The following is a 19,855-nucleotide window of genomic DNA, read 5'->3' as shown; positions in this document are numbered from 1 at the left end:
CACCAATTCACGGGGTGGGTGGGTCTGCGGTGGTGGGAGCGAGGGAAATTCCGGGCGCGGGAGGTCGCGTGGGGGCCGCGGCTGGATGGCGTGGTCCTCGATGGCGTGGTCACGGCGACGCCGCAACGGTGCGGAAGGCTTTGGACTCGACACGGCCGTCGCATCGGCCGAGCCGGGAGCAGCACCGCTCGCGCAGGGCGGTTGCGTTGTCTGTGCCTGTGTCTGTGTCCTCGCTGGCCGTGGGGGCGCCGCTCGGCACTGTTGTTCCTGGCGGTGTCGCCCGGGCTGGGCACGGGGAACGCACTGGTGGTGACGCTGCTCGCACAGCTCGGTGTGGTGGCGGTGACGGGGCTACTGAATCCGCAGCTGCCCCAGGTGGCCGGCTGAGACGCGGGGTGGTCGGCCGAGGGCTGAGCAAAACCGGGCGCGCCCGGTACGGCAGCAGAGTCCCAGTACGGCAGGCCTCGATACGGCAGCAGGGCCCGGACCGCGCGTCGCGGTCCGGGCCCTGCTCTGCCTTGTGCCGCCCTGCGGCGGCGGTGCGTCAGCTCTTTTCGGTGTCGTCGCCCGTCTTCCCGGCGCCCTCAGCCGCGTCTGCCTTCTCACGCATCTTGCGCACCAGCTCCGCCTTCTGGTCGGCGGCAGCCTGGCGGTCGAAGTTGCGGTGCGGACCGTTGTTCTGCCGTTCGGCGCGGGACAGCTTCTTGCGCTGGCCGCCGCCCATGCCCACGGGGTTGTTGATGTTCTTGCTCACGGGTTCTCCCGAAATGATGTGAAGTGATCTACGGATTCGTCGGTGGAGGACGGGCGCGGCGACGTCGAAGGACGTCAGCGGGGGCCCGTCACGCTCTCACTCGTAAATCGGCGTCTGGAAGAACATGCCAAAGACGTTACCCGGTTCTGTCGGCCCCGCACACCAAGCTCCCTCGCCGCCCGGGCGTCGGCCGGGCCTCAGGATGTCGTTTGGTCCGCCGTCCAGATCTCGGGCACCATCGCGGCAGCGCGCTCCAACCTGTGGATGAGCTGCCGGACGACGACGATCGACAGCACAGCGGCGCAAATGTACAGGCCGTCGCTGAACATGACCTGCCGCAGGGCGTCACGAGCCTGGGCCGCGGTGGCGGCCTTCTTCAGATCCCTGGAGGCGTCGGTGAACGCATACATGTTGGCTGCGGCCAGGACTGACAGCCACCACGCCGTCAGCAGAGGATGGCCGCGTCGGCGATGCGGTTCCGGCCGGCTTGCGGCCCACAGGTCGTTGACGAACATCTTGGGCACGAAGAGCTGCGCGACCGGTATCACCCAGCCGAAGACCAGCCACGCCCTACCCCGACGTTGTCCCTGACGCCAGAGCATGTCCGCGACATCGCGCATGTTGGCGAGCCATATGCTGAACTGCAGCAGGGCCACGAGGAGCAACCCCGCACGCCAGCCCATCAAGTTCCTGAAATACGTGTCGGTCTCGACCAGCGGGTTGTCGACGTACGGCCCCGGTGCCGACGGTTGCGCCAGCAGTTCGTACTTGTGCCAGGCCGCCAGCCCGGCCGCGACAGTCACCAGCGCGAACACGGCGAGCGCGCCGCAGGCGAACCGGGCCTGCCCACGCGGCAACCTGAACGCTCCAGCCACTTCACACCTCCCAGAAGCCGCCCGGTCGGACTTCCCGCAGGTCGGCAGCGGATCCTAACCCCCGCCGAAGCGGCCGACACAACGTTGTGGCAGGTCAAGGCCGTCATAGGGAGCTGACATCAGCGGGGCCGGATCAGGCACGCGTGCTCCCCCGGGCGTCTGACAGGTGTTCTCGACTGCTGTTGCCGCGGCGGTGGGGAGCGGCGGGAGTGGTGCTCTCCTGCGTCCGGTGCCGGCCGATCGCGAGGGCGCCGGTTCGAATCCGGTCGGCTTCGTCCGCCCTCTTACGGCGTCCATGCGGACATCCCAAGAGCGTCGAAAGGCTCGTCAGCGGTACGGGGCAAGCGCGCGGCGGGGTTCGGCTGAGTGCCTAGGTGGCTCGGCAGCGAGGGGCTGCGCAGCCCCTTCGTTCGCGCTCCCGCCAGCTCCTACCGACGCGCTCTCAGACGCTCCCGTAGGGGGTCGTTGAGCACGGCGACCGGCGACGTCGGGCACATCGCGATACGGGCGTCGAGGGACGCTTCCCACTCGGGAGGCCTGCCCTGACCTTAGACTTTCCGCTGTGGCCTACGAGTTGAACTCCCTGCTCGGTCGCCTCGTCGGCTTCCGGCTGTACTCGGTGGAGTTCGTCATGGACTACGTCCAGCTAGGGTTCGACGGGCCGGCCGACGACATGCCTGTGCTCACGTGCGATTTCTGCCGACCGTCACTCTGTCCGGACAGACGTTCTCGCCCGCGGAGGCCGGCTGGACCGACGCGCTCCGTGGGCTCATCCCCCAGGTTGTGACCGCCACCCGCGAGGAGACCGGCATCGGGGTCAAGGTCGACTTCGGCACCGGCTCCATCCAGCTGCACCCCGCCGAGAGCGAACTCGTCGGTCCGGAGATCGCGATGCTAGGCGGTTTCAGCGATCGCTCCTGGATGGTCTGGCGGCCCGGCGAAGACGCCTTCGAAGACCTGTAGCCGCATGCCCCACGGGGAAGTACAGGTCCTCGGGTGAGGGCGGCGGCCGGGGAGGGAAGCGGCCGTGCTCAGAGTGTGGGGCTCTCGGCGGTGGCCGGGATGTTCTCGATGAGGTCGGCTGCGCGCGGGGTGCCGCCCTCGGCCCGGCCGGCGGCCTGCAACTGCTGGGAGCGGCCTATACGTTCCGGATCCGTGACCAGGTCGTTCAGTGCCGCGCAGAGGGTCTCGGCGGTGGCGTCAGCGGTGTCCACACGGCGGGCGACGCCGAGTTTTGCGAGCCGGTCGGCGTTCATGAACTGCTCGGCTGCCTGCGGCACGGCGATCATGGGAACGCCGGCGAGGAGCCCTTCGCCGTAGCCGCCCATGCCGGCGTGGGTGACGAAGGCGTCGGCCTGTTCCAGGATCGCTCGCTGCGGGACCCAGGAGTGCACCTCGACGTTGGGCGGGATGGACCTGGCTCGGGCACCAGGGGTGCACGTGGCTCGCCGGTAGGTTCCGGGAGCTCAGCCTGTGCGGCGGTGGGCGGGGGCTCGCTCGGCGACGTGCCTGGCGGCCGAAGTGGCGCGCGGCCTTGATGCCACGGACGGCGCTTGACGTTATGATTGCGTCATTCTATCATTGATCATGCTCTTCCCCACCCCATGCCTCACCGCAGCCGACCGCCAGGTGCTCGATGAGATCGACAGCATGCGTGCCGCCCTGCGCCACCAGGTACAGAACTCCCCCACGAAATGGACGTCCGGGCTGCGGAAATTCCTCACGGCAGACGCCGTGGCGGCCTCCAACTCCATCGAGGGTTTCAAGGTGGCCACCGTGGACGTCGAGGATCTGATGGAGGGGGAGAACGAGGTCGAGGTCTCCGAGGAGAACCGGGAGGAGACCCTCGCCTACCAGCGGATGATGACCTACATCCAAACGCTTCACGACGTCGAGGACTTCACCTACAGCAAGGCCCTGCTCAACGGCCTGCACTGGATGCTGCAGGGTCACCGGCACAGCCTCCGCCGACCCGCCGGCCAGTGGCGCAAAGGTCCGGTCTACGTCACCGACGCCCGCGACCCCAGCATCGCCGCCTACACCGCCCCCGACCTCGTACTGGTGCCCGATCTCATGCGGGAACTCGTGGACTGGCTCAACACCGACGACGGCAGCCACCCTCTGGTCCGGGCCGCGATGGCCCACCTGCACCTCGTCTCCATCCACCCCTGGGCCGACGGCAACGGCCGCCTGTCTCGTTCCCTGCAAACCCTCATGATCGCCCGGGAAGGCGTCCTCGCTCCCGAGTTCTCCTCCATCGAAAGCTGGCTGGGACGGCCGGGCAACATCTGGGAGTACTACCGCGAGCTCAACGACCGCGGCAGCCACTACCAACCCGAGCAGGACGTCTCCAGCTGGATCCGTTTCAGCCTGACCGCCTACCACCAGCAGGCGCAGACCGTCCAGGGCCGCCTGATGCGCTCCGGCCGTGTATGGAACGCCCTCGCCGCATTCGCCGATGCCACCCACCTCGACGAACGCACCGTCACCGCCCTGCACGACGTCGCCATGGCCGGCCGCGTGCGCCGCTCCCGCTACCAGCACGCCGAAACCCTCAGCCTCCAGCAGGCCCAGCGCGACCTACGCGACCTCACCGCCGCCCACATCCTCCAGCCCGTCGGCCGCACCCGCGCCCGCTACTACACCGCCGGCGCGCAATTCCCCAAGGATGCCCTCGATATCGCACACACCCCCATGACTCTCAGCGACCCCTACCGGACATCGCAAAACACCTGAGCCGACCACCCCCAACCCGCCACGCATGCCTGAACCCGGCACCTCGGACGCAATCAACTGCGCTGCGGTCTGCCGCACTTGTGCCCGCCCGGGTACACGATGTCGAGAGTGCCCGGTCCGACCTGCCTGTACCCGAGTCCGGATCTGGAGCCGGGAGCAACCCTGCGCCCGCCGTCGCTGAGCTCCGGCAGGCGAAGGACGCGCTGTGCGGGCCGGTCAGTCCCAGTAACCGTCGGTCCAGTGCCAGTCCCAGTGGCCGGGAACGTAGATCCACTCGTAGGAGTGGCTGTTGCTCAAGTGTCCGTGCTGCCAGTGGCCGTAGTGGTCACGGTAGCCCTGGTGCCACGCCCTGTGGTCGGTCCACTTCTTCTCTCAGTGGCCCTTCACCCAGTGGTGCCCGCCATGGTCCACGTGCTGGCCGGCCACAGCGGCCGGCGCGGACGTGGGCGCCGATGCCGACGCCGTACCCGTCACGCCCAGGGCGGCGCCGCCGGCCAGCAGACCAGTCACCGCGGCGCCGGCCATCAGACGGTGAACGCGACTGAGCGCTCTCATCGAGAATCCTCCTCCGTGGGAAAGGCGACTTACCGTCGCCCTGTGGCTGTCACGGGGAATCCGAAGCAGGACACTCGCCAGATTGCCGGGTTCGCGAAGATTATTAGTTCAATGGGCAATAGTCCTTTTGGTGTACCGGTCGACGGTGACCACCTTTCCCCGCCGCGGCCGGGCGGCCCGCGGGCCTGACCCTGACCTCCAGCCGGGCCACGAGCCGAGGACGCCGTCGAGGCCCGCTGACCGCCCGATGCGCAACTCGGCAGCCCATCTCAGGGCCGGCCCCGGAAGGCAGAACAGCCTGCCGGGGCCGACCTCGAGGACCGGTTACTTTCGCCAGAACAGGTGGTGCGTCACCCCGCTCGGGCTGGGCACGACCTCCAGGTGGAACCGGTCGAGCAGCTCGTCGGGGGACTCCCAAAGTCGTACGCCGGAACCGAGTTTCACCGGTGAGACCGCCACGTGCATGGTGTCGACGAGGTCGGCGTCGAGGAACTGCCGGATGGTGCTGGCCCCGCCGCCGAGCCGGACGTCCTTGCCCTGCGCCGCATTGCGGGCCTGCTCGAGGACCGTGGCAGGGTCGGCGTCGACGAAGTGGAACGTGGTGTCGGAAAGCGTGAACGAAGGGCGCTGGTGATGGGTCATGACGAACACCGGGGTACGGAATGGGGGTTCGTCGCCCCACCAGCCCTGCCACTCGTGGTCCTGCCAGGGCCCGCGCTGGGGCCCGAACTTGTTGCGGCCCATGATCTCGGCGCCGATGTTGCGGGCGTAGTCCCGCGTGAGGTAGTCGTCCAGGCCCCGGCTCCCCCCGGGGTCGGTGCGCATGGGCCAGCTCGCCGTGGCGCCGGCCCAGGCGAACAGCCTCCCGGGATCGACATGACCGAACGGCCGCTCGAGGGTCTGGTCCTCACCGGCGCCGATTCCGTCGCTCGAGACGTTGAAGTTCTGGACTCTCAGCAGCTGAGCCACGTGTTCCTCCTGTGTTGTCGACAACGGTGGTGAGACTCGCGGGGCCGGGAAAACTCATCGGCGTTCGTGACCGGCAGGCAATTGGGCCCGCCCCAACGGGTGCTCCTCGAAGAGCATCCGTAGGAGTTGATGAGGAAGTGGTGCTCGCGTCCGCGGGCGCTTCGTCGGCGCGACCGCGCCGACGAGCGATGCGCAGGCACCGGTGCGGACGTGACGGTCTTGCGGCACGAGAACCAGGGAGGCGCCCCCTCGGCGGCGCACTCTCGACATCGCGATCAGGGGCACATCGAGCGAGTCGGCCGGCCACTCCGACGGCCGAGGAGCGCAGCACGAATCCGTGTCCACAACCGAGGTCGGAGCAGTCCTCGGATTCATCACACCGCCGGGTTGCAGCCCGGCGCATCGCTCACAGAGCCGACGGCCAGCTTCAGCATATGCCTCTCGGGATTTCCGCAGGCAACCCGATTGCACCCTGTCTTGTTGCGCCCTGAGGCCCTGTCCCGGTTCCTGGAAAGGCAGGCACATGTCTACGGCGAAGCGGCGGGATCCCATGTCAGCGGTGCTGAGAACACGCATGGAGCTGGAGAGGCAGACCCAGGCCGCGGCCAAGCGGTACCGCGGGGCAAGCTTCGAGCGGCAGGCAGCCGAGAAACGTCTGGAAGCCGGTACGAGGTTCCCGGATTCACCGGAAGCGCTCGCCGCTCGCGCGAGACGGCTGCTCGACCGGGGAGGCGTGCCGGCCGCAGCCGTGGTGGAGAGCATCCGCCCCGATGTACTGGATGTGCCTGACGCCAATGAGCGCATCATCGGCGTCTCCAAGGACCTCCAGGCCTGGAGCTTCCTCCCGCGTGGCATTCGGGCCGGTGGCAGCATCGCCCGGATCTCGGTCCGCGAGAACGGTCGTGAGCTGCCCTTGGGCACCGGCTTCCTCGTATCGCCACGGCTGCTGATGACCAACCACCACGTACTGCCTGACCAGGAATCAGTTCAGGCATGCTTCGTGGAGTTCAACGCCCAGGTCACCGCCGACAACACGCCCGACGCGGCAGTCCGACTCGAACTCGACTCCGGCGCCTTCTTCCTCACGGACGAACACCTCGACTTCACACTCGTGCAGATCGCCGCCGACGCCGACAGCCCCGCCCCGGGCGAAAGGTTCGGGTGGAACAGACTCAGCGTCCAGACAGGCAAACTGGTCATCGGCGAACCCGTGAACGTCATCGGACACCCGATGGGTCGCCTGAAGGAAATCGCCGTCCGGGACAACGCCCTCCAGGTGCGACTGGACGATTTCCTCCACTACAAAACCGACACCGAACCCGGCAATTCGGGATCTCCGGTCTTCAACGACCAGTGGGAAGTCGTGGCGCTGCATCACAGCGGCGTGCCGAAGACCGACGATCAGGGCCGCACCCTGCGCAAGGACGGCCAGATCTGGCAGCGCGGTGACGGCGACGATGCCATCGACTACGTGTCGAACGAAGGTGTACGCGTCAGCTCGATCCTCAAGCACCTTGCCGCGGCACCACTGGGCCCCGGCCCACGCACACTGCTGGCCGAGATGGGCGCCGACTCCGGCCTGCACTCGGGTGCCGTCCTCCCCGGCCCCATCGAGACGCGCGCGCACGTCCCAGCGGTCCCCGGGCGAGAGGCACTTGCGGTCCGCCTCGGGATCGCCGGGAGGAGCTCAGCCTTCGATCGCAAGCACAGTCTGGTCTTCCTGCACGGCAGGCGCCAGGAGAACAAGGACCCCGAGGTGCTCCGCCGCAAGTGGTCTGCGGGACTGAACGAGGGACTCACCCTCGCCGGGATCACTACGGTCGACCCGGAAGACATCTGGTTCCCGTACTACGGCGACGTCCTCATCCAGTCCATCTCCCGGCATGAAGCCGGCTCCCGCCCGTCGGCCGAGGCCGCCGATGAAGCAACCGGCGAGGTCGGCGCCTTCGACCCAGGCGTGGCAGCAATGCTCAGCCAACTCGTCGCCGAGGCGGCGGAAAAGGAGGGCATGCCGCAGGAAGAGCAACTGGGCACCGAGGGCTTCGGGGGCGCTGTGCTCGTCGGGGCCCTGCGCCGTCAGCTGGCCTGGCTGGCCGCCAAGACCGATCTCGACGAAGTGACGATCGAAGCAATCCTCCGGGACGTCGCCGCGTACCTGAAGTATCCGGACGTCCGGGAGGCGGTCCTGGACTGTGTCCTCACGACGATGCCCTCCACCGGCAAGGTCACTCTGGTCACCCACAGCCTCGGCACCGTCGTCGGTATGGACCTCATCCACCGGCTCCCGCCGGAACTGGAGATTGAACTGCTCGTCACGACCGGGAGCCCGCTGGGCATGGACGCCGTCTACAACCGGCTGCTCCCTCCCGGCCCCAACCGCCCCGATCGGGTGGCCCATTGGTTCAACGCGTGGTGCCCGACCGATACGGTCGCCATCGGTTGCCCGCTCAAGAAGGTGTGGACCGGGGAGCTGACCGATCTGGCTGTCGCCAACTCGCGGGATCGCGCGCACAACATCGAGGAGTACCTCGCACACGCAGAGGTCGCCGCCAAGATCGGAAGCACGATCTTCGCATGACCCGTCGCCGACTCAGTCACCTGCCGAGCCGGCGACGGCTGGCACGCTGTTCTCAGCGTGGATAGGCCGGTACCGAGGCCGTCAACAGAACGGAGCGTCCGGATTGTTGGCCCAGAAGGAAAGGAAGGACCAAGTCTGTGCTCCGATAAGCCCGTCGACGACGATATCGGCACATTGCTGGAAGTCCATCGTTGCGGACCTTGTGAGCTGCCCGAAGTCCCCGTCCTCGTCCAGCCCTGCACCGATCGCCTGGTTGAGGTAGCACTGGGCTTGCTGGACCGCACGCCCGGACGATCCTTGATGAAGGATCGGTCGGCTCTTGGTGAAGTTGCAGATGTCATCCGGGCCCTGAGACACGAGGTGTGCCGGATTCTTCAACTGGTGCACGACCTGAACACCCGAAGCCGCATGCGCAGAAGCTCCGGTGGATGCAGCAACAGACGGCGCACCCGCCAGGGCAATGGGAAGAGCAAGGGCCGCTGCGGCGGTGAACACACGTCGCATCCTCATCGCCTCCAAGGGGAGATCCCCCCTCTTCATCATGACCTTCTCGCACCCCGGTTGCATCTCAGGAACCTGAAGGTGCGGGATGCCGCGAGCGGCAGAATTCACCCCATTTCCAGCACTGTTGACGAACTTGCGTGAGGGGCCGTCAGCAAGAGGAGGGCCCCTGCCAAAGCTGCCTGGACCGCGTGATGGAGGTTGTCGACCCGCTGGTGGCAGTCGCGCAGGATCTCGGCCCGGGGCAGAGCCCGTCCGGGGCGCCGGCATGCGCTCACCAGCGTGTGTCACTGCTGCGCGACATGTTTCTCAAGCCAGCCGAGCAGGGCCGCGAATGCCGGGGACATAGTGGCGTCGGACCGGGTCAGAGCGGTCGAACGACCGCCGTCCTCCACCGTGATCGTGTAGCTCATCGCATCCCTGGCGCGGCTGGGCCGTTCCTCCCCGGCCTCGGGGACGACGGCCGCCGCCACCAACCGGTCCAGCTCCCCTGCCGCGTCATCGGGCAGGGCATCGGTGTCGAGCACCTTGGGCGGGAGGCCCAGGCGGATCGCAGCCGCCTGGCCTCCGTGCGCTTCCCAGGTCACCTTCATCGGGCACACCCTCCCAGCCGACCGACCGGCGTCCCTCGTCGCTTGGGGTCGCCCGCGTCAACCGCCGTCGGTCACTTGCCCTTCAGCGCGGTCACGTCCTTGGCCAGCCCCGTCACCTGGACGGCCAGTGCGCCGATCTGGCGGCTCACCGTCGCCATGCCCTTGTCTCCGCCCGCGCCACCGTTCCGGCCGGCGGCGAGGCTTCGTGCCCGGGCGACGCCTGCCAGGATCCCGCTGATCTGGATGCCTACGTCCTGCCAGGCCGCCAGTACGGCCAACTGTTCGGCGCTGTCTTCGCCAAACAGTTCCGCGGCCTTCCGGTAGGTGGTGTTCGCGAACTCCTGGAACTGAGTCTCGGGGTTGGAAGCCTTCAGCGATTCGTACCAGATGAGTCCGGGAGCCTCCCACGCAAACCCGCCGATGCGGACCGCCGTCAGGAAGAAGGCCTTGTTCGGGATGCCGGAGTTGACGTGCACTCCGCCGAGGTCGCCCCTCTCGGTGTCCGGCAGTTTGACGAAGTGTTCCATGTGGTCGGGTTGGGGGTCCCTGCCGAACAGGGCGTTGTCGTACGCGTGCCCCGGGGCCTTCATCGATCGCAGGGCATCGCCGTCGATTCCCGGGGTGAAGATCTCAGGCCCGATCAGCCAGTCCGCCTCGTCGACCGACTGCTTCAGCGACCACTGTTTGACCAGCGACCCGAAGACGTCCGACATGGATTCGTTCAGGGCCCCGGACTGGTTGTGATACTTGAGTGCCGCAGTGAGCTCGGTGACTCCGTGCGTCAGCTCGTGGCCGATCACGTCGACGGATCCGGTGAAGTCGGAGAACATCTTTCCGTCCCCGTCCCCGAAAACCATCTGTTGCCCGTCCCAGAAAGCGTTGTTGAACCTCTCGCCGAAGTGGGCGAATGCGTCCAGGCGCATCCCTTGGCCGTCGATCGAGTCGCGGTTGAACACCGTCTTGTAGAAATCGCGTGTCGCTCCGAGTCCGTCGAATGCCCGGTTGACGGAATCATCCGCGGACTCCGGCCCGTCCTCCGAGCGGGCGAGAACAGCCGAAGGGAGGAAGGTGCCGTTCTTGCAGTCGAAGACGGTCCGCCGGCCATTGCCGGGGGTGGCAGCGACACCGGCGAAGGACGCCCGGACACCTCGCTCACCCCGCAACCGAGCGGTGGTCAGCAAGGTGTTCAGCGCAACTTGGCGCACCTCGCTGTCGTCACTTGTCAGGAGCTTCTCGAGCAGGTGTGGGGGGATGATGCAATTGAGGTGGCAGGTCCTGGTCATGTGGGACACCTCGCGTACATGAGGAGAAGCGGCGAAATCTCGAATTCTCACTCATCGGATGTTGTTGCGTGGATTGTTCTCCGCGTTTGGGGACAATCACGCCGGCACCGACTGGAGCTCGCCTTCGTCGATCGTCCGCGCCCGAGGCGGCGCATCGACGGTGTGGATCACCAGGCGGACGGTTTTGCTGTGACCGGACCATCGCGTCTGTCGCGCCGGACAACACCTGCTCCGCGCCTCTGGACGGCGAGGTGAATCCCGGGATGCCGGCTCAGCCGTGCAGTGAGCGGTCTCACCGTCTGCTTCGTGCGCATGACCGAAGGGGGTGAAAACCGTGTCTACTTCGAGTATCCGCTCGGTGCCAACGACCCGCACCCCGAGCGAAGCCCTCCTTCCCATGATGACGCAGACCCCGGCCGGTAGCTTTCCTCGGGCAACAACTTCTGCGCATGCTCGGTCACTTCGGACGCGACGCCGAAGGCCACCACCGTGCCGTCCTTCCGCGTGACCTCATGTGATTGCCGGGGCAACAATGTTGGTGACGAACTGTTTTAAGAGTTTCCCGGCCCGGCGAAAGCAGCCTCATCAACTGGCCTCCTCTTCCCGGACTTTAGCTCCAAGGTCGACGGGAAGATCCCGCAGGATCGGATATCCTGAAGTGAGGTGATCCGGCGAGCGCCGGAGGTCCTCCTGCGGTGGAACCGGGTCGTCGCACACCCAAGGCATCCATCGCCTGGCACCCCGCAGGCTCCGGATGGGGCTCGCCCGTCAGGGATGGTCCCCGGCGACCGTCAGCGACGGTCGACCCCATTCACTCCTGGACCAGCAGACGCCGTTCGACGCGTCCGTCCAGGGTCTCCACAGGCCGTACGCGACAACGTGTGGGAGCGAAGCAATGCACCTCTCCCCAGTCGAGATCAAGGTCAACATCGAGGACGACGTGGCGGCGGCGCTGTCGGCCCTCGGCGCATCGGGCAGTGCGATGACCACGCGCCGAATCTGGTTCGCCGAGGACCAGGAAGGCGTCGCGCAGGGACGCGTGCCCCTGCTGGACGGCGGCGTGATCGTGAGGTTCAGAATCGGCGACAGTGCGGACGACCTGACCGTCAAGTTGCGTCCATGCGTCCGGGAGCAGTTGGTCGGCCGGTTCTCTGCTCCGTTCGACGCGGAGCCGTTCACGTACAAGATCGAGGAGGACTGGTCGGGGAAGAACCGTGTGCTGTCCGCTTCCCTGGTCAGTGATCACCCTCCGGGGGCGCTGTCGGGTGCGGTGGAGCCCGGAGCCGATCCCGCCGCGATGATCGACGCCGTGCAGGACCAGTTTCTGCGTACCTGCGTGCCCGCAGTCCGGCTCGGCAGGCTGGTCGCGCTGGGGCCGATTCACTCGACGAAGTTCGACGACGTCCAGCTCGACGACCTGGACGTGGACTTGGAGGCGTGGTCGGTTGCCGGTCTGGACTTCCTGGAGGGGTCGATCCGGGTGAAGCCGAAGGACGAGGACGACCTGGAGGAGCTCACGGCGCGGGCCGAGCGCAAGCAGCGAAAGCTGGAGGACGCGCTGCGGGAGCGCGGGGTGACACTCTCCGAACATCCCGAGAGTAAGACCCGACGCGTACTCACGGCTCTGGCAGGATCCGGACAGAGCTGAGTCGGCCCCCGGCCCGAACGGCCCGGTTCGCCTCCTGCCGGCAGTCGTCCGCCGGCCGCCCGGGGCAACCGGGCCATCGCGGTCGCCGAACTCGACGGCCCGGAGGTGGCGCCGGCAGCCATCGACCGTCTTGAGGACCAGCTGGCCGGCCATCACGCCTACCACGCGACCCGCGCCGACCTGCTGCGCAGGCTGGGCCGCAGTCAGCAGTCACGCGCGTCCTACGACAAAGCCATCGATCTGGCGGGCAACACCGCCGAGACCGCCTACCTGACCCGTCGCCGCGACCAACTGCGTTGGCGCCCGCAGGTCCCGATCGAAACCCGCGCGCAGCGGCGGCCGACCCCGGGCACCCTGCCGACGAAGGGCCGACTCAGGAGCGACCGGAAGCCCGGCGTCAGCCTCACCCTCTCGGCTGGCCAGAATCTGGACAGCTTCTGGGCCCGGTCGCCCGCTCCGCCCACGGCAGGGAACCGGGCTCTGGAGGGCCGGCTCCACTGGTCCTTTGTGCTCCCCACGGCTGCTGCGGTGCCGTCGCTTCGTCGGCGGACTACTTGCTGACCGCGAAGCGCATCAGGGCGTGTTCGTCGCCCTGCTTGATCTTCCCCGTCGTGTTGATCACTTCGAGCTTCCAGCCGCCGGTGCCGGTCCGGATCGCCTTCGCCACGGCGCAGCCGTTGTCCTGGGTGAGCAGGCTGGGCCATATGTCGGCGACCTGCTGCGTGCTTCCGCCGGTCGCGTCGTACACCTTGAAGCTGATGTTGCGTGCCTTCTCGAAGGCGCTGCCCTTCTTGTACGCGGCGGCGACGAACACGATCGACGTGATGTGGGGCGGGACCCCGGCGAACTCGACGGTCACCGTCTCGTCGTCGCCGCTGCCGTGGCCGGTCTGGTTGTCGCCGCTGTGGACCAGCGAGCCGTTGCCCATGGGGTCGAGGGAGTCCAGACCCGCGAGGCGTACCGGGTCGCGGCCCTGCATGGCGATGGCGATCAGGTCCAGGTCGGTCCCCGACTTGCGGCGCAGTTTGCCCAGCACCCCGCCACTGCTGCCGGCCGTGGGGTCCCAGGACACACCGATGGACAGATGGGTCACCCCATCCAGGTCCGCGGGGCCGTCTTCCTTGGTGAGCGTGATCATGTCCGGGCCAACCTTTCGATCAGGACTACAACACGCAGAGTGTGCCTGGGCCCTTGTTGGTTCCACAGTCGCGGGGTCTGCTTTCGCCGGCACCGCAGCCTGGGAGCGATCTCCGTGCGTTCCGGCCTCGCCCGCACGAAACGGTCGGTCTCGTGCGGGGACGCGGATACGTAGGCGGGTAGCCTCGGGAACTCCTGGGGCGGATCAGCCGGCGATCACGATTTCGTTGTGGTTCATGGAACCGGTCCTGAGGCTCGTCTCGGCACGGTCGGCCACCTCGGCGACGAGACCTACGGCCACGACGATCTCGTTGTGGTTCATGCTGCCCGTCTTGACGGCGTAGGTGATTCCGGCCTCGGTCACGTTCTGCACAGCTGCTCCTTCGGATCGGCGGACCGCCCGCGGTTGCGAGGCGCTCGCATGCCTGAAACCTAGGCGGGAGTCCAGCACCCCGAAGTGAGCAATCAGTACTCGCATCACCCGGCGTCGTCTGCGCGGGCCATGAGGACGAGCCTTCTCCCCCGCTAGATGATCTATTCCAAGGGGTCGGCCTGATGCGTCGAGGCGGGTCCGTGCGCCTCGGACATCGGTCGATTACTCGGCGATGGGCCAGCCGATGACCTGGTCGAGCTGGAGGTCGCGGAGGACGGCGTCGTCCAGTCTGACGTCGGTGGCGTTGGTGAGCCCATGAGGCGGAGTGCCGGTGAGGACCCGGCCGAATCGGGCGCCGGTCAGATCCGCTGCCCGCAGGTCGGCGCCGGTCAGATCGCAGCCCGTCAGCGTGACCCCCCTCATGGAGGCACCGCTCAGATTGGCTCCGCGAAGATCGCACAGCTTGAAGTGGCAGCCGTCGAGAGTGGCTTGGCGGAGGTCGGTCTCACGAAATGTGCACCGCGTGAACCACAAGGGCTGCAAGCGCACCGAGGCGAGATCCGCGCCGTCGAAGGACTCCCGCTGGAGAGTCGCGTGCTGACGGCGAGAGGCGAGGTTGTCCTTCAGCGTCACCGGTCGGCCCATGCCGGACATCGTGCCAGGTCTTCAGCAGGGCCGTCATTGCCTCGCTGCCGGCGCGGGCTGCTCTGTTCTGTGTCGCACGGGCCCGAATGTGCAGGAAAGGGTGGCCGTCCGCGTCCTGGCACTCACCGCAGCCATCTGGCACAACGACCACACTGGCCAGCCGGTCATGCGCGCACTGACTGCCTACGACCACTAACCCTTGGAATCGATCATCTAGTCGACGGGCTCGACGCCCGCTCGCAGGAGGCCGTAGGTGTAGGCGTCCTCCAGGGCCTGCCAGGACGCGGCGATGACGTTGTCCGCCACGCCGACCGTGGACCACTCCCCCGTGCCGTCCGTCGTGGAGATCAGGACCCGGGTCGTGGACTCCGTGCCGTGCCGGGCCTCCAGGATGCGGCCCTTGTAGTCGACCACTCCGAGGCGGGCGAGCTGCGGGTAGATCTGCTCCAGGCCGACGCGCAGGGCGCGGTCCAGGGCGTTGACGGGGCCGTTGCCCTCGGCGACGGCGACGATGCGCTCGCCCTTGGCCCACAGCTTCACCGTGACCTCGTTGACGTGGCTGCCGTCGGGGCGGTCCTCCAGGATGGCCCGCCAGGACTCGACCCGGAAGTAGCGCAGCGGTCTGCCCTCGACCTCCTCGCGCAGCAGGAGTTCGAAGGAGGCGTCGGCGGCTTCGTAGGTGTAGCCCTCGAGTTCGCGTTCCTTGACCCGCTCCACGACCCGGCCGACGAGTTCACGGTCGCCGCCGAGGTCGATGCCGAGTTCCTTGCCCTTGAGCTCGATGGAGGCGCGGCCGGCCATGTCGGAGACCAGCATCCGCATGGTGTTGCCGACCTGTTCCGGGTCGATGTGCTGGTACAGGTCCGGGTCGACCTTGATCGCGGAGGCGTGCAGGCCGGCCTTGTGCGCGAACGCCGACACCCCGACGTACGGCTGGTGGGTGGAGGGAGTCAGGTTGACGACCTCGGCGATCGCGTGGGAGATGCGGGTGGTCTCGCGGAGCTTGCCCGCGGGCAGGACCTTCATGGCGTACTTCAGTTCCAGCGCGGCGACCACGGGGAAGAGGTTGGCGTTGCCGACCCGCTCGCCGTAGCCGTTGGCCGTGCACTGCACATGCGTGGCGCCCGCGTCGACGGCGGCCAGGGTGTTGGCGACCGCGCAGCCGGTGTCGTCCTGGGCGTGGATGCCCAGGCGGGCGCCGGTGTCCGCCAGGACCGTCTGCACGATCGCCTGGACCTGGGCGGGGAGCATGCCGCCGTTGGTGTCGCACAGCACGACCACATCGGCGCCGGCCTCGTGCGCGGCGCGGACGACGGACTTCGCGTAGGCGGCGTTGGCGCGGTAGCCGTCGAAGAAGTGCTCGCAGTCCACGAACACCCGTCGTCCCTGCGCGACCAGGTGGGAGACGGTGTCGCGGACCATCTCCAGGTTCTCCTCCAGCGTGGTGCGCAGCGCCAGCTCCACATGCCGGTCGTGCGACTTGGCGACCAGCGTGATCACCGGGGCACCCGAGTCCAGGAGTGCCTTGACCTGGAGGTCCTCGCTCGCCTTGCCGCCGGCCCTGCGGGTCGCGCCGAAGGCGACGAGCTTCGCGTGCCGCAGATCGAGCTCGCTCTGCGCGCGGGCGAAGAACTCGGTGTCGCGGGGGTTGGCGCCGGGCCAGCCGCCCTCGATGAAGCCCACCCCGAAGTCGTCCAGGTGCCGCGCGATGGCCAGCTTGTCGGCGACCGTGAGGTTGATGCCCTCGCGCTGCGCGCCGTCGCGCAGCGTCGTGTCGAAGACGTGGAAGAGATCGTCGAGTTCGCCGGTGACGTTCCCGGTGCGGTCGCTCGCGTTGATGCTCATGCCGACCATCTCCTGTTCGGGATCTCGGTCCACCGGGATGACCGGCTGCACCGTCCATCTATGGCCCATCGCGCTCGCTTCCCGGTCGAGGATCGGCAAAGAGGAGGGTGGGGAACGCCGTGTGCGTCGGGGGCAAGGCTTCTCTGGTGCTCTTCGAGCGCTTCTCGTTCGCGGCCGTTCATCGTGGCTGCCCCAACACCGGTGATCCCGCGCGTCCTTGACGCCGTGCGCCTCAACCGTCCGGAGAGTCATGTCCACTCGCGAGTCCGCCCCGGAGTCCGTCGTCGCATCCGTCACGAGTGAAAGGGCCGGCGGCGCCTGCGCCCCGATCGCCCAGCTCGTGCGGCGCCGTTCACGGCATCAACTGCGGCTGCTGCGCCGGGGGTTCGGACGGGTGCTTGACCTTCGACGGGGGTTGCGCCGGGGGGTCCGTCATCGCGCGGGGCTCGGTCTTGGTGGACGGGTGACGGGGGGCGGGTGTCTCCCGGCGCAGGAGGGGTGAGGAGCCGGGCGGGCCGGGTGGGCTGAACGGTGGCGGGCCGGGCCGGCCGAGGTGGCGGGCGGGGCGGCCGGGATGAAGGGTGACGGGCGGGGCCTACGGGAGGGGGAAGGGTGGCGGGCGGGGTGGCCGGGTGGGTCACTGGGGCTGGTTGCCGTGTTTGCGGGAGGGCTGGGCCACGTACTTGGTGCGCAGTACGGCGAGTGCGTCGATGAGCCTGACGCGGGTCTCGGCGGGGTCGATGACGTCGTCCACCAGGCCGCGTTCGGCGGCGTAGTAGGGGTGCATGAGCTGTTCCCGGTACTCCTTGATGTGCTGTCTGCGGGCGGACTCGGGGTCGTCCGCGGCCGCGATCTCGCGCCGGAAGACGACGTTGGCAGCGCCCTCCGCGCCCATCACGGCGATCTCGTTGCCGGGCCAGGCGAAGGAGACGTCGGAGCCGATGGAGCGGGAGTCCATGACGATGTAGGCGCCGCCGTAGGCCTTGCGCAGGATGAGCTGGACGCGGGGGACGGTCGCGTTGCAGTAGGCGTAGAGGAGTTTCGCGCCGTGGCGGATGATGCCGCCGTGTTCCTGGCCGACGCCGGGCAGGAAGCCGGGCACGTCGACGAGCGTCACGAGCGGGATGTTGAAGGAGTCGCACATCTGCACGAAGCGGGCCGCCTTCTCGCTGCTCTTGATGTCGAGGACTCCGGCGAGCGCGGCGGGCTGGTTGGCGACGATGCCGACGACATGGCCGTCCAGCCGGGCCAGGGCGCACACGACGTTGGGCGCCCATGCCTCGTGCACCTCGAAGAAGTCGCCGGCGTCGACGAACTCCTCGATGACCTCGCGCATGTCGTAGGCGCGTTTGTCGTCGGAGGGCACCAGGTCGAGCAGGGCCGGGGTGAGCCGGTCGGGCCGGTCCGCGCAGGGCTCGGTGGGCGGCTGTTCACGGTTGTTGGCGGGCAGGAAGGACAGCAGGTAGCGGACGTCGGCGAGGCAGCTCTCCTCGTCGTCGTGGGCGAAGTGGGCGACTCCGGAGAGGGTGGTGTGGGCGTCGGCGCCGCCGAGTTCGTCGTGGCTGATCCGTTCTCCGGTGACGGCCTGCACGACGTCGGGGCCGGTGATGAACATCTGCGAGGTGCCGCGCACCATGAACACGAAGTCGGTCAGTGCCGGGGAGTAGGCCGCGCCGCCCGCGCAGGGGCCCATCATCACGCTGATCTGCGGGATGACGCCGGAGTTGCGGACGTTGCGCTGGAAGATGCCGCCGTAGCCGGCGAGCGCGGTCACCCCTTCCTGGATGCGCGCTCCGGCGCCGTCGCACAGGCCCACGATCGGGGCGCCCGCCGTGGCGGCCATGTCCATGATCTTGTGGATCTTCTCGGCGTGCGCCTCGCCGAGGGAGCCTCCGAAGATGCGGAAGTCATGGGCGTACGCGAAGACGGTACGGCCGAACACCCGGCCCCAGCCGGTGACCACGCCGTCGGTGTAGGGGCGCTTGTCCTCCAGTCCGAAGCCGCTCGCCCGGTGTCTGCGCAGCCCTTCGACCTCGGTGAACCGGCCTTCGTCGAAGAGGAGTTGGAGGCGTTCGCGGGCGGTGAGCTTGCCCTTGGCGTGCTGCGCCGCAGTCGCCTTGTCGCTGGGTCCCCGGCGCATGTCGGCGCGTACGGCCTCGAGTTCGGCGACCGTGCCGCGCCGCTGCCCGACCGGTGTGTCGTCCAGGGCGGTCATAAATGTCCCTTCCGGCCGTCGTGATCAGCCATCCGTCCGATGAGCCGGCCGCCAGCGTCCGCCAGGTCACTCGAAGCCGGTTGGAGCGCCGGACGACGATCACCGCGGACGCACCGAGGGCTCCAGCGGCGCTCGAGGTCGCGTCGAGTGCGGCCTGCGACGCTCGGGGTCGCGAGCTCCGATGCGGACGGTCATGAGCCTTCTTGGAGCACCGAAAGGGCCTGCCGGTGTCCCCACCATCCCCCGAGGACACCGGCGGCCCGACTGCCCGCCCGTCGCCGAAGAGGGGCGGTGTCGGCCATCGAGATTCGGTCGTCCTGATGCCAGCGACCATGCCGTCCGAGCTGTGGCTTTGTGAGCACAGGTCACCTCACGGCACACACCGGTGCCACAAATGGCTCAGAATGGCGCCAAGTGTGTGCCACAGTGGAGCCACGTAAACGGAGCGACGCCGGGCACGGCGTACGACACGAAGGAGCCCCCCACCATGTCCGTCACCCTCAGCGACCAGGACAAGCTCACCCTGCGGACCGCCGCCTACGGCGCCGTGACGCTGATGGCCGCGGCCGCCGGCGCCGACTCCCCGCACAAGGTGGCCACCCAGGGCAGCATCGCCCTGACCACCGGCACCGGCCTGGTCGGCCACGTGCTGGCGGAGAAGTCCCCGGTCGGGGACCTGAGCGGCAAGTCCGCGGCCGAGATCGCCGACCGCGTCCTGCCCGCCCTGACCGCCGCCGTGCAGCTGCTGAAGAAGCAGGCCCCCGAGGAGGCCGACAACTTCCGCAGCACCGTCCTCGTCGCCGTCGAGGCCTCCGCCCGTACCTCCAAGGGCGAGCCCGGCCCCACCCTCACCGCGACCGCCGGCAAGATCACCGCCGCTCTCGACGCCGCCTGACACACCGGCCCGGTACCGGCCCCTGGGCAGCGGCCCGGTACCGGTACGTCCTCGGCGCCGCTCCTCCTCCCGCTTCACCGCCTGGCTCCGCCGGACAACTCTCCGGCGGAGCCGGGCGTCTTCGCGCGCCCTCTCGTGTCCCGCCGGCCGGCTGGCTCCTGGTGTCCCGCCGGCGGGCACGTACCAGGCGATGATCGCCCCTCCGCGCAGTACGTACTTCCCGCCGCTGGTCCCGTCCCACGCGTCGGTCTCG

The 19,855-nt window shown here is 68.3% G+C and carries 18 protein-coding genes and 2 pseudogenes; 7 read left to right on the top strand and 13 right to left on the bottom strand.

Annotated features, from left to right (window positions below; all coding sequences use genetic code 11):
• Window positions 1-544: 544 nt before the first annotated feature.
• On the bottom strand, window positions 545-754 hold the full coding sequence (locus ABZV42_RS27695; RefSeq protein ID WP_355990410.1) for a DUF6243 family protein: 210 nt from the start codon (window positions 752-754) through the stop codon (window positions 545-547).
• A 197-nt stretch (window positions 755-951) separates the two neighbouring features.
• Window positions 952-1,629 (bottom strand): DUF4328 domain-containing protein, encoded by a 678-nt coding sequence (locus tag ABZV42_RS27690; RefSeq protein ID WP_355990409.1) that lies wholly within the window; start codon window positions 1,627-1,629, stop codon window positions 952-954.
• Between the two features lie 687 nt (window positions 1,630-2,316).
• On the opposite strand from ABZV42_RS27690, the gene ABZV42_RS27685 reads away from it, so the two are divergent.
• Window positions 2,317-2,592, top strand: a complete 276-nt coding sequence (locus ABZV42_RS27685) for a hypothetical protein (RefSeq protein ID WP_355990407.1) — start codon at window positions 2,317-2,319, stop codon at window positions 2,590-2,592.
• Between the two features lie 68 nt (window positions 2,593-2,660).
• On the opposite strand, the pseudogene ABZV42_RS27680 reads toward ABZV42_RS27685, so the two are convergent.
• Window positions 2,661-3,044, bottom strand: a pseudogene (locus tag ABZV42_RS27680) (nucleotide disphospho-sugar-binding domain-containing protein); the annotation flags it as partial.
• A gap of 172 nt (window positions 3,045-3,216) precedes the next feature.
• On the opposite strand from ABZV42_RS27680, the gene ABZV42_RS27675 reads away from it, so the two are divergent.
• Window positions 3,217-4,365: a Fic family protein gene (locus ABZV42_RS27675; protein WP_356054056.1), complete on the top strand. Its 1,149-nt coding sequence runs from the start codon at window positions 3,217-3,219 to the stop codon at window positions 4,363-4,365.
• A 372-nt stretch (window positions 4,366-4,737) separates the two neighbouring features.
• On the opposite strand, the gene ABZV42_RS27670 is transcribed toward ABZV42_RS27675, so the two are convergent.
• Together ABZV42_RS27670 and ABZV42_RS27665 are read right to left on the bottom strand one after the other, a co-directional pair.
• On the bottom strand, window positions 4,738-4,920 hold the full coding sequence (locus tag ABZV42_RS27670; protein WP_356054054.1) for a hypothetical protein: 183 nt from the start codon (window positions 4,918-4,920) through the stop codon (window positions 4,738-4,740).
• Between the two features lie 324 nt (window positions 4,921-5,244).
• Window positions 5,245-5,889 (bottom strand): dihydrofolate reductase family protein, encoded by a 645-nt coding sequence (locus tag ABZV42_RS27665; RefSeq protein WP_355990400.1) that lies wholly within the window; start codon window positions 5,887-5,889, stop codon window positions 5,245-5,247.
• A 337-nt stretch (window positions 5,890-6,226) separates the two neighbouring features.
• On the opposite strand from ABZV42_RS27665, the gene ABZV42_RS27660 reads away from it, so the two are divergent.
• The gene (locus tag ABZV42_RS27660) at window positions 6,227-8,467 is read left to right on the top strand and encodes a serine protease (protein WP_356054052.1); all 2,241 of its coding nucleotides are present in this window, start codon (window positions 6,227-6,229) and stop codon (window positions 8,465-8,467) included.
• Window positions 8,468-8,548: 81 nt separating this feature from the next.
• On the opposite strand, the gene ABZV42_RS27655 is transcribed toward ABZV42_RS27660, so the two are convergent.
• From ABZV42_RS27655 to ABZV42_RS27645, 3 genes are all read right to left on the bottom strand, one after another.
• A complete protein-coding gene (locus ABZV42_RS27655) occupies window positions 8,549-8,962 on the bottom strand; it encodes a peptidoglycan-binding domain-containing protein (protein ID WP_356054050.1) in 414 nt (137 codons plus the stop codon).
• A 293-nt stretch (window positions 8,963-9,255) separates the two neighbouring features.
• Window positions 9,256-9,561, bottom strand: a complete 306-nt coding sequence (locus ABZV42_RS27650) for a protealysin inhibitor emfourin (protein ID WP_355990393.1) — start codon at window positions 9,559-9,561, stop codon at window positions 9,256-9,258.
• 71 nt (window positions 9,562-9,632) lie between these two features.
• Window positions 9,633-10,742 carry a M4 family metallopeptidase gene (locus tag ABZV42_RS27645; RefSeq protein ID WP_355990391.1) on the bottom strand — a complete coding sequence of 370 codons (1,110 nt, stop codon included), beginning with the start codon at window positions 10,740-10,742 and terminating at the stop codon, window positions 9,633-9,635.
• Window positions 10,743-11,739: 997 nt separating this feature from the next.
• On the opposite strand from ABZV42_RS27645, the gene ABZV42_RS27640 reads away from it, so the two are divergent.
• Complete coding sequence (locus ABZV42_RS27640; protein ID WP_355990388.1) at window positions 11,740-12,492, top strand: hypothetical protein; 753 nt, start codon at window positions 11,740-11,742, stop codon at window positions 12,490-12,492.
• A gap of 105 nt (window positions 12,493-12,597) precedes the next feature.
• Entirely contained in the window at window positions 12,598-13,053 is a 456-nt protein-coding gene (locus ABZV42_RS27635; RefSeq protein WP_356054048.1) for a hypothetical protein, read from the top strand.
• Here the strand turns inward: ABZV42_RS27635 and ABZV42_RS27630 are convergent.
• From ABZV42_RS27630 to ABZV42_RS27620, 3 genes are all read right to left on the bottom strand, one after another.
• The gene (locus ABZV42_RS27630; protein ID WP_355990385.1) at window positions 13,043-13,630 is read right to left on the bottom strand and encodes a TerD family protein; all 588 of its coding nucleotides are present in this window, start codon (window positions 13,628-13,630) and stop codon (window positions 13,043-13,045) included. The two genes, ABZV42_RS27635 and ABZV42_RS27630, sit on opposite strands and share 11 nt — an antisense overlap.
• 204 nt (window positions 13,631-13,834) lie before the next feature.
• Window positions 13,835-14,002 carry a hypothetical protein gene (locus ABZV42_RS27625; protein WP_356054046.1) on the bottom strand — a complete coding sequence of 56 codons (168 nt, stop codon included), beginning with the start codon at window positions 14,000-14,002 and terminating at the stop codon, window positions 13,835-13,837.
• A gap of 222 nt (window positions 14,003-14,224) precedes the next feature.
• On the bottom strand, window positions 14,225-14,647 hold the full coding sequence (locus ABZV42_RS27620; protein WP_355990380.1) for a pentapeptide repeat-containing protein: 423 nt from the start codon (window positions 14,645-14,647) through the stop codon (window positions 14,225-14,227).
• A 97-nt stretch (window positions 14,648-14,744) separates the two neighbouring features.
• Here ABZV42_RS27620 and ABZV42_RS27615 point away from each other — a divergent pair.
• Window positions 14,745-14,843, top strand: a pseudogene (locus tag ABZV42_RS27615) (IS982 family transposase); the annotation flags it as partial.
• Between the two features lie 17 nt (window positions 14,844-14,860).
• Here ABZV42_RS27615 and cimA read toward each other — a convergent pair.
• Together cimA and ABZV42_RS27605 are read right to left on the bottom strand one after the other, a co-directional pair.
• Complete coding sequence (gene cimA, locus ABZV42_RS27610; RefSeq protein ID WP_355990378.1) at window positions 14,861-16,492, bottom strand: citramalate synthase; 1,632 nt, start codon at window positions 16,490-16,492, stop codon at window positions 14,861-14,863.
• Between the two features lie 637 nt (window positions 16,493-17,129).
• Complete coding sequence (locus tag ABZV42_RS27605) at window positions 17,130-18,707, bottom strand: acyl-CoA carboxylase subunit beta (RefSeq protein WP_356054044.1); 1,578 nt, start codon at window positions 18,705-18,707, stop codon at window positions 17,130-17,132.
• A gap of 487 nt (window positions 18,708-19,194) precedes the next feature.
• On the opposite strand from ABZV42_RS27605, the gene ABZV42_RS27600 reads away from it, so the two are divergent.
• Window positions 19,195-19,602 (top strand): hypothetical protein, encoded by a 408-nt coding sequence (locus ABZV42_RS27600; protein WP_328443567.1) that lies wholly within the window; start codon window positions 19,195-19,197, stop codon window positions 19,600-19,602.
• Window positions 19,603-19,855 lie beyond the last annotated feature (253 nt).

Source organism: Streptomyces sp. NPDC005281 (assembly GCF_040607495.1).
Lineage (GTDB): Bacteria > Actinomycetota > Actinomycetes > Streptomycetales > Streptomycetaceae > Streptomyces.
This window is presented reverse-complemented; position numbering and strand designations above follow the sequence as displayed.

Excerpts from the sequence above, each read along its gene's own strand:
- ABZV42_RS27675 (WP_356054056.1), top strand. The coding sequence starts at position 3,217 with ATGCTCTTCCCCACCCCATGCCTCACCGCAGCCGACCGCCAGGTGCTC.
- ABZV42_RS27670 (WP_356054054.1), bottom strand. The coding sequence starts at position 4,920 with ATGAGAGCGCTCAGTCGCGTTCACCGTCTGATGGCCGGCGCCGCGGTG.
- ABZV42_RS27650 (WP_355990393.1), bottom strand. The coding sequence starts at position 9,561 with ATGAAGGTGACCTGGGAAGCGCACGGAGGCCAGGCGGCTGCGATCCGC.
- ABZV42_RS27640 (WP_355990388.1), top strand. The coding sequence starts at position 11,740 with ATGCACCTCTCCCCAGTCGAGATCAAGGTCAACATCGAGGACGACGTG.
- ABZV42_RS27630 (WP_355990385.1), bottom strand. The coding sequence starts at position 13,630 with ATGATCACGCTCACCAAGGAAGACGGCCCCGCGGACCTGGATGGGGTG.
- ABZV42_RS27620 (WP_355990380.1), bottom strand. The coding sequence starts at position 14,647 with ATGGGCCGACCGGTGACGCTGAAGGACAACCTCGCCTCTCGCCGTCAG.
- cimA (WP_355990378.1), bottom strand. The coding sequence starts at position 16,492 with ATGAGCATCAACGCGAGCGACCGCACCGGGAACGTCACCGGCGAACTC.
- ABZV42_RS27605 (WP_356054044.1), bottom strand. The coding sequence starts at position 18,707 with ATGACCGCCCTGGACGACACACCGGTCGGGCAGCGGCGCGGCACGGTC.
- ABZV42_RS27600 (WP_328443567.1), top strand. The coding sequence starts at position 19,195 with ATGTCCGTCACCCTCAGCGACCAGGACAAGCTCACCCTGCGGACCGCC.